This window comes from Psychrobacillus sp. L3, from assembly GCF_042945595.1.
Lineage (GTDB): Bacteria > Bacillota > Bacilli > Bacillales_A > Planococcaceae > Psychrobacillus.
In genome coordinates this window covers 1,689,864-1,702,248 of sequence record NZ_CP168493.1, presented here as the reverse complement: position 1 = coordinate 1,702,248, position 12,385 = coordinate 1,689,864, and the positions used below count along the sequence as shown (strand labels likewise).

Below are 12,385 nucleotides of genomic sequence, written 5' to 3'. Positions count from 1 at the left end.
TTTTTCAATCCGCTATGCCTGTTTCAATAATTTTTACTTGCACAGTCGGTGTAATAGTTAAGGTTGGATATATTTCATTCCATTTATTTTTCTCAAATACATCTGGATGAAAGGCCCTTGCATAACGACCTATTCCAAGAGCGTCACAATTACTATCGTGTAAGACTTTTAAAATTTCATCCATTTGTTTCGTAAATGTTTCTTCTAAAAATTTTTCTAATTCCTGAATTTCTTTTTTCTCTAATAAATGATTCTTATAATATTCTATTATTCCTATTTTCATTTTATAATGTATTTCAATATGCGTACCGTCCCATTTCATTTTCCTTTGTAAATTATCAACTCTAATCGTTAAAGGGACTTCTTTGTGTGAGAACGTTAAAAAAGGATACTTCCCTTTCTTCTTTTTCATCAGTTGCAATACGATGGAGTCATCTTTATTTAACGTTTTTCCCGAGAATTTTTTCCCGCTAAACAGAGCAAGCCCAATTAATTCTGGAATATTCCCTTCTTTGGACATTCTGATATATGGCAAAGTTAAGTCAATTGCTTCATCCTTTAAGTCAGAGAGAGACTGCTGAATATCCGCTTTAGTTAAAACAGATTCTAGTTTAAATCCTTCTACAAATTCACTGTAATAATTATTTACATCACTACCCATTTTATCTCCATATTGAATAAATGGTGCTGTACTGCCTTCCGTAATTATTAGCACAGTATTTAATCGGCTCCGAGAATTTCGATAATAAGCATCTAGATAGTGATCTAAATCACTTTTTACTGTGTCATCGGAAAGTAATATACTTGTTAATTTTGACAGATCCAATCTTTCATTTACTTTTTGATCTACTTTTTGAGCTACGTCCTGTACAGATATACCCTTAGCCGATAACATTTCAAATTGCTCACTTTGATGCTGCTCCCCTGGCAACCCAAAATAACCCGTTAATTTACCTATTTCTCCCTCGAACCCAACCATAGGTACACTCGCAAAATCCTTGTTTAGACGTTCATCCCAACATCCACTTAATAGGAGTAATACGATTATTAATATACTTATATTTTTACTCACGCAATGACTTCCTCCATCCCTTAAAAAGGATAAATAAGGGCAGTAATATCCCAAAAAACAAATGACCATACGCTAGTAAATCATTTGCTGTCTTTAGTATCTCCCGAGACAATAAAAATAGAGGGCAAATAAATATGACAAGATGTATGATTACTGTAAATTTAAAATGCCGTTTATGCATTGTTTTATATAGGTGAATGCCTAAAAATATAAATAACGCAGCCGTTATTATGCTCCACATCATCCAAATATAAGTAAAAAACAAATCTAATCGTTCTACAAACGTAACATCTTGCGACTTAAATATAAATGTTATCGCCACAGGAATAAGTTTTAATTCTTCCAGCGGAAAAAATAGAATGGTGAACATTATTGTAATTAAAAAAAATAAAGTTAGAGCAAGTTGATAGGATAGAATCTGTTTTGTCTTTATTTCTCTTTTGTCTCGCGCGAATGGTCGCAATATTAAAAAAGCTTCCAAACCGATAAAAGCATTTAATGATTCCTTTCCCCCACCAATCCATTGGTCTTTTTGCATATGACCTATAGGGAACAAATTAGTCCAGATTAAATCTGGAACAGCAAGAAATAATGCTCCTAAAAACAATATGATGAAAGGGATTAAGATAACTGATATATTTAATGGCACGGCGGATTTACTTATATTTACATAGAAAGAAATGAAAACGATTAAACCAATAACTATAAAATGGGGTGTTAAAGGAAAAACCCAAACTATTAACAAAAAATCGATTGTTGCCAAAAAAATAATTACTACAACATACCAATAAATTTGAAAAAGCCACTTTTCAAATTTATTTAATTGAAAGTACTTATAATATTTATTAAAAATGATTAGCAGTACAAAATGTAGGAAACTGACTATGGTGAATACAATCCAAGCATTTTGTTCTGCAGCTTTTATCACTCGTGTTTGAAGTGTTATAAAAATCGTGCCTGTTTGAATAATAAATAAAAATAAAAATAATTGCTTATTAGACACTGTCCAATTATTCATTTTTCTTCAATCCTTTTTTGAAGAAATAAAAGTTCTTTTGTACCGTATTCGACTTATAATATGGAACAGGGAAAAAAACCTCTAATAACTTTTTTGGTTCAAAAGGTATTATGGGAGACAAATATGGTCGATTTAAAGAGTGTAAATTTAGCAGATGGATGAAAAGGATAAGAGATCCCATGACAAGCCCAAAAAAGCCGAATATCGAGGCTGCAATCATAAAAGGGAATCTTAAAATACGTATCGAAGTACTTAACTCAACTGAAGGGACTACAAAGCTAGCAAGTGCTGTTAAGGCAACGACAATTACCATTAAATTAGAAGCAAGTCCCGCAGATACGATTGCATCCCCAATTACTAATCCTCCTACCACACCAATTGTTTGGCCTACAGGACTGGGCAATCTAATACTTGCTTCACGAATAAGTTCAATCGTTATCTCTAAAAGAAATGCTTCGAATATGGGACGAAAAGGAACATGACTAACTGAACTCTTCACTTCCTCACCCAAATCTATTGGTACTATTTCAAAATGGAAGCTAGCTACAGCAATATAAAATGCTGGTAAAAATATAGCTATAAAAAAACTAGCTAAACGGACTAATCGATAAAAAGATCCAACTAATAATCGCCCATTAAAATCATCAGGAGATTCATAAAAAGTGATTAAAGTTGTTGGGGCAATTAATGCAGTAGGATCTGAATCTGACAGGATGGCAATTCTACCTTCTAATATATTCGCAACTACTCTGTCAGGTCTTTCAGTGTTTAAAAACTGAGGAAATGGGGACCAAATCGAATCCTCTATATAGTCTTCTAACTGCCCCGAACTATATAACATTTCTAGCTCTATTTTAGATATTCTTTCTTTCAATACTTCCAAAGCTCCTTGATCTACTTTTGTGCGCAAATAAATGATGGATACTTTTGTATTAGTTGTAGAACCAATTACTAATCTTTCTATTTTCAAATCAGGTGTATTCATTTTTTTTCTTATTAAATTTATGTTTACGTCTAGATTTTCAACAAATCCCTCATGAGATCCTCGAACTACGTATTCATTTAGTGGTGGTGAAGGTACTCTTGAAGAAATCTTAGGCATTATTATACGAAGCATCGTATTAGATTTTGGGAATATAAGAACAGTCTCTCCAGTGGAAATACTTATCTCTAATTGCTCAATTGAAAATTCTTCCTCTTCTGAAAATGGAGTTAGATTCCAGTTTGGGTCGTTCGTTTCGTATCGCAGTTGTATATGATTGAATTGTTTCAGTACAACTGCTGTATCAATCATCGTTGCATAATAGCAAAGAATAACTGGATCATCATTCCATTGTAATTCCTTCGTTATAAAATCAAAGGAATGGGAGAATGTATTTTGAAGTAATTCCATCGTTTCTTTATATACAATCACTAGATCACCTCTTCCTCTCGAAGTATGTGCTCTATGTTTTGAATATAAACGCAAAAGAGCCTATCGAGTGTAAAACTCGATAGGCTCAGACTCTATTATTTTCCTATAAATTGTTGTGTCCAGTAGAATCCACTATCAGATAATCCAACTCCGATATGCGTAAACGATGGATTCATAATATTTGCTCTGTGTCCTGGAGATTTCATCCACGCATCTACAACTTCAGCAGCGCTACGTTGTCCCATAGCAATGTTTTCTCCTGCTGATTTGTAAGTAATTCCAAGAGATTTCATTTGATCAAATGGAGAACCGAATGTTGGACTAGTATGATCAAAATAGTTTTTATTTTTCATATCTTGTGATTTTGCTTGAGCTGATTGACTAAGCTTCACATCAATTTGTAAAGCTTTTAATCCTTCTTTTGCACGTTCTTTGTTTGTTAAATCAACCACTTCTTGAACTGCTGCCGGTACTTTTACTTCCTGATTATTACTAGGTGGCGTTTGTTCAGTTACAGGCTGTTTCACAGGTGTGCTTGGTGTTGATGTCACTGGTTTTTTTACTGGTGTTTCTGTCACTGGTTTTTCTACCGGCGTAGTTGGTGTTGTAGTTACTGGTTTTTTTACCGGTGCAACTGGTGTTGCTTCTACTGGTTTTTTTACTGGTGTAGATGGTATTTCTATTACTAGATTTGAATTTAATAGATTTGAATTTAGTAGATAGCTTAAGTTATTAAAATCGTTCCAATCAAATTTATTAATAATATTATATGGTGCGTTCCATTGATATGTGACGACTTTTTTTGCCTCGGAAGTAGTATGTGAATTTCCAGTTGTCATCGCCGCATTTGCTGTATTAGTTGAAAACAATAAGCCACCTGCTAGTAATCCAACAATGATAGAATGTTTTTTATTCATTTTCATTTCCTCCTTCTTTTGTGCACCCCTATTGTAAACATAAGATTGGAGGAAATTTTCCCATAATATTTACCAACACGTCCAGTTTGGTTAAAAGTATCGATGAGAATAACAAACTATAAAACTATTATTGGTTAACTTAACCAAGTAGATCAAAATTTACACTTCATATCCTGTTGACAGTTTTGCATATTCTTCTTTATAAACGTCTATTAGACAATTTTGTTCTTCAGAAGATAGTTTACTTGATTTAATTCTCGTAATGGCAAAACCATATTTTGTTTCTATGGAACGCCTTGCTCTTGGATGTGTAAACTCATCCATTAACTCACTTTGAATAACCCGTCGAACCTCTTCTTCTGTTCGTACTTTTTCTAATGCTCCTCTTCCTTTATATAACTGGTGAAAAGCATCAATCATACGAAGAATCTCCAATAATTTCAATTGTATCTATTTGCTCCCCAATTAGAACGATTTGGGGCTCCATCTTCATAAATTCTGGCAACCATTGTACCATTCCATATGCGTATTGAAATAGATAGGGGTATTTATGTCCTTTTAATGGAACATAGCCCTTCATACGATAAACTGTGTCAGGAAGTCCTCTTACCCAGTCTTCAAATGAATCTTGATCAACCGCTTCAGAAAAGGTGTGTAATCTAGAAGAAAGAAATAGTTGTTTGCCAATAGCTGTTTTATTAATGCTCTTTTCATGAAAAGTTGCTTCCAACTTCGTAATTAACGCTAATGGTATCTTACTATTTGTAGTTTGGATAATTGGTGCCGCATTATTTAAACTTTGTATTTGCATAGTAACTGAAGCAATTTCGGAATCGGAGAGTAAATCCGTTTTATTTGCCACAATTAAATGCGCATGTTTTATTTGTTCTAGAAAAAGCATACGTGTTTGTGGAGTCATTTTGTCTCTTTCAAGCCATCTTTTACAATCGGCTACTGTAACAATGCCTTTCATATTTAACTTGCTTGCAAAGAGTGGAGAAAAAACAGCATTTATTGCCTCAACAGGATGTGCAGCCCCTGTTGTCTCTATTAATAATACATCGAAGGTTTCTCCCTCTAATAGCGTCTGAAGTTGGGCCTCCATTTTCTCAGAACCTGTGCAGCAAATGCAGCCTTCCAGCATTTCTTTTAATGGCACATCCTTATCGACTGCTCTACTATCAAAAGCTAATTTTCCTAACTCATTCATAATGACTGCCGGCTTTAATCCTTCCACTTTAAATTGAGCAATTAAATGAGCTAATAAAGAAGTTTTTCCACTTCCCAAAAACCCACTTAATAGATATACATCTTTCATACTATCTTCTCCCTTCTTCATGTTGAAAAAGCTGACCATAAAGGCCAGCTTTTAACTGTAAACTATTACTTATTCAGAAGCTTTAATACCACTTCTTTGGCTTTTTCCAATTGTGGATCATCTTTTACTATTTTTTGGCGAATTTTATCCATTAAAATGAAAGAAGTTTCGCCTGTCAACTCACCGGTTGTGGCAACATTATTATCTATCTGAAATTTTTTCACTGCTTTAGCAAATGTAGCGTCGAAGTCTTCATTCATTTCTCCAACTTCATAACCAATTGCTTTCAACATTTCTTTCGCATTTTGGACAGCTTCAGAAGACTGATTTTCTTTTAATATCACGGATGGGTCTAATGGAGCAAGCATTGCATAAGCAGGGTATTCCACAACATAGTTTGGAGCAATCCCTTTCTCATGAATCCAATTACCCTTAGGTGTTAACCATTTTGCTATAGTAACTTTAATGTTTGATCCATCTGGTAGGTCATTTACTTGTTGAACTGTACCTTTACCAAAAGAATTTAATCCAACTAATGGTACATTAGCTGATTCACTTAGTGCCCCTGCTAATATCTCGGATGCTGATGCACTACCACCATCAATAATTAATGATACTGGGACTTTCACTTTCGTTCCTGGTGATGCAGTTGTTATGTCCCTTTTTCCTTTTTCTTCAATTTGAAGAACTGGCTTTCCATCTTCAACGAATAAATTAGAAATATCGATTGCTCTATCAAGAAGTCCTCCTGGATTTTGACGCACATCTAATACTAGTGCTTTCATGCCTTGTTTATCCATCTCTTTAATAGCTTTTACAAGTTCATCATACGTATTTGTCGAAAAGCTTGAAATGATGATATGTGCTACATTATCTCCAACCATCTCTGCATAAACCGTTTCTATCGGAATATCATCACGAACGATCGTAATATCTGTCGACGCATTTTCCCCACGTTTAATCGTAAGGTTAACTTCGGTTCCTTTATTTCCACGAATTAATAACACTGCTTCAGAAGCTGTAAATCCTTTAATATCTTTTCCATCAACCGCCATAATTTTATCATTCGGCAATAGTCCCGCTTTTTCAGCAGGAGAATTTTTAATCGGGGAAACTACCGTTATTACACCATCTCTTTCTTGAATTTCCGCACCGATTCCTTGGAAACTAGACGAAATACTTTCATTGAACTGAGAGGCTTCTTCCTTATTCATATAATCAGAGTACGGGTCATCAAGAGCGTCAATCATCCCATTTATCGCACCATTAACAATCGCGTCTTGATCTATATCTTTATAGTATTCTTCTTTTAACTTATCATAAGCCATATACAACTTGGAGAACTCCGCACGCTCACTTTGCGGTGCAACTCCCCCTATAACCTTGTCCTTTCCAAGAGTTAAAGAAAACATCGTAACAGTTGCAGTCGCTATTACTAAGGCGAAAATCATAATAAGAAAAACAAATGGTTTCATCTTAATATACCGCGATGCTGGTTTTACTTCTGAAGAATTTAGCTCTTCATTTGATTTGTTTTGTTCGTCCAAATTTTTCACCCTTTTCACAAAAACTAAAAATTATTTTAAAAATAGACTGTCATCTAAATGACAGTCTATTTATGAAGATAATCTACCAAAGAAGAAATCTTCCTAATATTGACAGACAAATTAAAGATATTAGTCTTGAATTGCTGCTTCTAATGCAACAACAACCATATCGTTGAAAGTAGTTTGACGCTCTTCAGAAGTTGTTGCTTCCCCAGTAATGATGTGGTCACTAACTGTTAATACAGAAAGAGCTTGACGACCGAATTTCGCAGCTAACGTATAAAGCGCTGCAGATTCCATTTCAACCGCAAGTACGCCATAGCTAGCCAATTTTTCGTTTTGAGCATTTTCATTGTAGAATAAATCTGCCGTAAATACATTACCTACTTTTAGACTTAATCCAGCTTCTTTACCAACATTATATGCTTTATATAACAAGTCAAAATCTGCAGTTGGAGCATAACTAACATCATCTAATAACACTTTATTCAAAGTAGAATCTGTTGAAGCACTTTGAGCAAGGATTACGTCACGAACTTTTACGTCTTTCTGGATAGCACCACAAGTACCTACACGAATTAATTTTTGAACATCATAATCATTCATTAATTCATGAATATAAATAGAGATTGAAGGAACACCCATTCCAGTACCTTGAACAGAGATTCTCTTTCCTTTATATGTACCAGTATAACCAAACATATTACGAACCTCGTTGTATTGAACAACATCTTCTAAAAATGTTTCAGCAATATATTTTGCGCGAAGTGGATCTCCAGGCAGCAAAATTGTATCCGCAATCTCACCATTTTTTGCACTAATGTGTATACTCATTTATTTGACCTCATTTCTATTACTTATCCGCTTAATGATACATTTTTTTTGGTTGAATTGCAACGAAATTGCTAACTACTTGCTTCTTTATAAAGTTCCCAAAGTTCGTCAAAAACGGTTGCACTCATTTCAACGTGTGCAAGTTCTTCTATATATTTCGATAAAGAATCAAAAGAGGTTTCTGCTTTTGGAAAATCATGTTGATTAAACATGGTTTCTGCAAAGAGTGTTTTTATATCCTTCTTTTGTCCCCCACGGTATTTTAATGCATAAAGATAAAACGATTGTTTCATATTTCACCTCCAACTTTAGTCATGAAGACATGGAAAATTCAAAAAACATGTAGATAATTCTATCTAAAACAAGTAAACTTAAAAATATTAATAGGTAATACTTGTAGAAAGGGTTGATATGGTTGTTAAAGGGGATCAGAAATAAATTAAAACCATTGAAGTTACCAAAAGTAAAGAAACATGAAAAGAAGAGGGCGAAGGAGAAAAAAACACCTTTCTTAACGTTTTTTAAAAACAAGAAAAAGATAGGAAGAAAACCTAATGCAACAACAAAAATCAATATCTATAATTCTATAAGGGGTCGCGTACTTATCATCTTTTCCGTCCTTATTATAATCTTAATTTCTATGCTTGTATTAACTTCTAGCAAAATGTTTTCATCTCAACAAGCTTTAGAGAAATTTACGAATGAAGACATTAAAGAGCAAATGATGGTAAATCAGATTTCCACCGAAATTGCTCAACTGGCATATGCAGAACAAAGTTATATTATAACCGGTAAGTCAAATTATATGGCAAGTCATAAAAAATATAAAGATGCAATTATTACTCATTTAAAAGAATTGCATCTAATTTATAAAGATCGTCCAGAAGAATTACAAAAAATACAATCAATTAACCAATTTTTTACGACATACCTTCAATACTCTGACCGAGTAATTAAAATGCGTGATGAAACAGGTATTGAATCCGCTCAAAAATTAGTAAACGCTGGCAATGGGAAAACTGCCATGAATTATGTAGATGTTCATATTGCTGCTATGAATGAAATACTAGCTAAAAATAATGCGAGTCAAATTGACCTTTTAAAGAAGGGAAATAATACTTCTTTATTCTTATTTATCGCATTAACCGTTTTTTCAGTAGCATTAACAATTTCATTTGGTATTTATCTGTTTCTTTCTATTAAAAGAAGTACTTATGCTATCAATCGTTCTATTTTAGATATTGCCCAAGCTGGCGGTGACTTAACTCGACGTGTGAAAATTCGTTCCAAAGATGAATTTGGTGAAATCGCAGAAAGTACAAACGTTTTAATCGCTTCCATTGCAAATTTGGTAAAAAGAGTGAGTTTACTTACTGAGAATGTATCAGCTAGTGGGCAAGAGCTTATGGCTTCTTCTGATGAGACAGCAATAACTATACAATCTATTGCAGACTCAACAAATGAAATTGCTGTTGGAAGTGAACAAACGATGCGGAGTATGAATATCGCTATTCAAAAGATGAACTCGCTTGAAGAAGCAACTAGATATTTAAATAATGATGCTCAAGCTGTAAAAGAAGCAACAGATCATATGATGATTGCTGCACGTAAAGGGGCTGAATCAGTACATCACTCCGGAGATGTAATGATGAAAATTGAAGAGACTATGGCGAACACTTCACAAACTGTTGAAGCGCTCGGAACAAAGTCTTATGAAATTACTTCTATTATTAAAACTATTACTGCAATTGCAGAACAAACAAATCTACTTGCGTTGAATGCTGCAATTGAAGCTGCAAGAGCAGGAGAACACGGACGAGGCTTTGCTGTTGTTGCGGATGAAGTTCGTAAGCTTGCAGAGCAATCTCAAAAAGCAGCGAAAGAAGTAACTGGTATTGTAACTTCCATCCAAACGGAGGTTACTTCCATTGTAAAACAAAATCATGAAGGTGTAGAAAATGTGATTCGTGGTGTAGAAGTGGCGAATGAAACAAATGCTTCTTTAGAACAAATTATGAATCAAACAAATAAAACTATTTCAATCATTGATAAAATGGTAAAACAAATTGAAGACACGCTTAACTTTAGCCAAGAAGTTGCTGCTTCCTTTATTGAGGTTAATCAAATTGCAGAAAATACTGCTACCAATACTGAAACATCCGCTTCGGCTGCTCAAGAGGGATCGGCTGCTATGGAAGAAATTAATGCTTCTGCAGTAGAATTATCGAACCAAGCAGATGAACTTCGAAAAGTAGTAAATGAATTTAAATTGTAAATGAGAAAGTGCAAGTCCTTTAAGTGCAACTGGTCTTTACTATAGCCAGAGTGCTTTAGACGAAACATTGGCTACACTATTACCGGGGGAATTTTTGTGGATTTAGAAGTGACTGTGTCACTTCTAAATCCACTTTTTTCGGTAATCTTGTGGCGGATGATTGTCCGTCGCCTTCTTGGAATGTGTAAAAACATAATGCATTTGGTTCGGTTAATGAAAAATAAAATTATTTTCTACTCTTTTAAAAGCGGACGAAGAGTTGAATACTATCTATTTCTCTTGAGTTCAACCTACTTGCGCCAAATAATGCCAACCTTTTGGCTAGGTAAGCATCATTTGACGCTTCCCACTTAAAAACAAATACCTCCTACACTTTATACATTGAAGTGTAGGAGGTATTATTGGTTCTCAATCCTCTTAAATTGTCAGAATAGCGCAGAATTATTTCTTACGCAGGGACTCTTCTAGAACAATTTCAAATAATCTTCATAACCTTCTTCTTTCAGATGGGTCTTTGATACAAATCGCAAAGATGCTGAATTTATACAATAACGTAATCCAGTTTCTTCTGAGGGACCATCTGGAAACACATGGCCTAAATGCGAGTCAGCAGTCTTGCTTCTAACCTCTACTCTTCTCATCCCATGACTTTCATCGACATGTTCAACCACTTCTTGTGATCCAATTGGTCTTGTAAAACTTGGCCATCCACAACCTGCATCGTATTTATCTTTCGAATGAAATAATGGTTTCCCTGAAACGACATCTACATATATCCCCTCATCAAAATGCTTATCATACTCATTTTGAAAAGGTGGCTCTGTTCCATTTTGCTGTGTCACATAATATTGCATCTCCGTTAATTTGTCTTTCATTTGGAATCCCTCCATGTTTTCTCGATATATGCCGCTCTTCCAGATCCGACATAATATCGATTATAATGCGCCGGATTTTTCTTATAGTATTCTTGATGGTAGGTTTCGGCTGCATAAAACTCTTTTGCAGGTAATATCTTCGTAGCTATTTTTGATTGAAATTTTTTAGATGCATCCAAATCTACTTTGGACTTTTCAGCTTTTTCACGTTGTTCTTCTGAATGGTAAAATATTGCTGTTTGATAAGAACTTCCCTTGTCAAAAAACTGTCCATTTTCATCTGTTGGATCTATATTCATCCAGAAAATTTCTAATAACTGATCAAAAGAAAAAATCGCTGGATCATACGTAATTTGAACAGCTTCGTAATGACCTGTGTTATTAGAACAAACTTGCTCGTACGTTGGGTTTAGCGTATGTCCACCTGTATAGCCAGATATTACACTTTCAATACCTTCAAATGTATCAAATGGTTTAACCATACACCAAAAACAACCACCAGCAAATGTTGCCTTTTCCATATTATTTCCTCCTCACTCATCTGGGATTACTATTTCTAATGTAATAACGTCTTCAGCTAAATTCAATTCTTTGGCACGTACATGTACACCAGAAGCCATTGGAATATTTGCTAATTGTATTAAAACTTCTTTGTCAGAAGGTTTGACAATCATCCAATTTGGAAGTTGTATGGAATCTTTTAATACCTTTAGTACTGTTTCTGGAGGGAGTTTGACTATACCTATCTCTAATGAAGATTGTACTAATCGAATATCACCGTTTTCTTCAACAAAAGGTTCAAAATACATTTTCACTGGAATAATACTCCTAAAAGCTATTATTTCAGAAGTCAAAATCACTTGATCTTTTAGTTCTAATTTTAAAGGTAAAGTTTTCCTACCCACCGCTTTTTTCATAAACGTATTAGCAATACCCTCAAAATCCTCTTTCGTAGAGTTTACTGTTAGCACGTTGCCTGAATAATTAGTTGTTTCTAACTGTTCTTCCGATGAATCAGATGGAGTTGATATCCAATAAAATAATCCAACCACTAATCCGATTATCATGATTACAAGTAAAAAAAATGCAATCTTCCATTTGTTCATCTCATCTGC

Annotated in this window: 13 protein-coding genes; 1 reads left to right on the top strand and 12 read right to left on the bottom strand. The window is 34.3% G+C overall.

What is annotated here, in order from left to right:
- Nucleotides 1-4: 4 nt before the first annotated feature.
- The 9 genes from ACEPXD_RS08115 to ACEPXD_RS08075 all read right to left on the bottom strand — a co-directional run bounded on the left by ACEPXD_RS08115 (nt 5) and on the right by ACEPXD_RS08075 (nt 8,413).
- Entirely contained in the window at nt 5-1,072 is a 1,068-nt protein-coding gene (locus tag ACEPXD_RS08115) for a Ger(x)C family spore germination protein (RefSeq protein ID WP_391122133.1), read from the bottom strand.
- On the bottom strand, nt 1,065-2,090 hold the full coding sequence (locus tag ACEPXD_RS08110) for a GerAB/ArcD/ProY family transporter (protein ID WP_391122130.1): 1,026 nt from the start codon (nt 2,088-2,090) through the stop codon (nt 1,065-1,067). The genes ACEPXD_RS08115 and ACEPXD_RS08110 overlap by 8 nt, the downstream gene beginning before the upstream one ends.
- On the bottom strand, nt 2,083-3,504 hold the full coding sequence (locus tag ACEPXD_RS08105; RefSeq protein WP_391122127.1) for a spore germination protein: 1,422 nt from the start codon (nt 3,502-3,504) through the stop codon (nt 2,083-2,085). Before ACEPXD_RS08105 ends, ACEPXD_RS08110 begins: the two co-directional genes overlap by 8 nt.
- Nucleotides 3,505-3,599: 95 nt before the next feature.
- Nucleotides 3,600-4,421, bottom strand: a complete 822-nt coding sequence (locus ACEPXD_RS08100) for a CAP domain-containing protein (protein WP_391122124.1) — start codon at nt 4,419-4,421, stop codon at nt 3,600-3,602.
- 159 nt (nt 4,422-4,580) lie between these two features.
- Entirely contained in the window at nt 4,581-4,841 is a 261-nt protein-coding gene (locus ACEPXD_RS08095) for a hypothetical protein (protein WP_391122121.1), read from the bottom strand.
- Nucleotides 4,834-5,739 carry a CobW family GTP-binding protein gene (locus ACEPXD_RS08090; RefSeq protein ID WP_391122118.1) on the bottom strand — a complete coding sequence of 302 codons (906 nt, stop codon included), beginning with the start codon at nt 5,737-5,739 and terminating at the stop codon, nt 4,834-4,836. Before ACEPXD_RS08090 ends, ACEPXD_RS08095 begins: the two co-directional genes overlap by 8 nt.
- 65 nt (nt 5,740-5,804) lie before the next feature.
- A complete protein-coding gene (locus ACEPXD_RS08085; protein ID WP_391122115.1) occupies nt 5,805-7,286 on the bottom strand; it encodes a S41 family peptidase in 1,482 nt (493 codons plus the stop codon).
- Nucleotides 7,287-7,415: 129 nt separating this feature from the next.
- A complete protein-coding gene (gene deoD, locus ACEPXD_RS08080) occupies nt 7,416-8,120 on the bottom strand; it encodes a purine-nucleoside phosphorylase (protein WP_391122112.1) in 705 nt (234 codons plus the stop codon).
- Between the two features lie 71 nt (nt 8,121-8,191).
- Nucleotides 8,192-8,413 carry a YozE family protein gene (locus ACEPXD_RS08075; protein WP_391122109.1) on the bottom strand — a complete coding sequence of 74 codons (222 nt, stop codon included), beginning with the start codon at nt 8,411-8,413 and terminating at the stop codon, nt 8,192-8,194.
- 155 nt (nt 8,414-8,568) lie between these two features.
- Here ACEPXD_RS08075 and ACEPXD_RS08070 point away from each other — a divergent pair, with 155 nt between their 5' ends.
- On the top strand, nt 8,569-10,395 hold the full coding sequence (locus tag ACEPXD_RS08070) for a methyl-accepting chemotaxis protein (RefSeq protein WP_391122106.1): 1,827 nt from the start codon (nt 8,569-8,571) through the stop codon (nt 10,393-10,395).
- 464 nt (nt 10,396-10,859) lie between these two features.
- On the opposite strand, the gene msrB is transcribed toward ACEPXD_RS08070, so the two are convergent.
- The 3 genes from msrB to ACEPXD_RS08055 are packed head-to-tail and all read right to left on the bottom strand — an operon-like array spanning nt 10,860 to nt 12,376.
- Nucleotides 10,860-11,270: a peptide-methionine (R)-S-oxide reductase MsrB gene (gene msrB, locus ACEPXD_RS08065; protein WP_391122104.1), complete on the bottom strand. Its 411-nt coding sequence runs from the start codon at nt 11,268-11,270 to the stop codon at nt 10,860-10,862.
- The gene (msrA, locus tag ACEPXD_RS08060; protein WP_391122101.1) at nt 11,267-11,791 is read right to left on the bottom strand and encodes a peptide-methionine (S)-S-oxide reductase MsrA; all 525 of its coding nucleotides are present in this window, start codon (nt 11,789-11,791) and stop codon (nt 11,267-11,269) included. Before msrA ends, msrB begins: the two co-directional genes overlap by 4 nt.
- Nucleotides 11,792-11,803: 12 nt before the next feature.
- Nucleotides 11,804-12,376 carry a YpmS family protein gene (locus ACEPXD_RS08055; protein WP_391122098.1) on the bottom strand — a complete coding sequence of 191 codons (573 nt, stop codon included), beginning with the start codon at nt 12,374-12,376 and terminating at the stop codon, nt 11,804-11,806.
- Nucleotides 12,377-12,385: the final 9 nt, after the last annotated feature.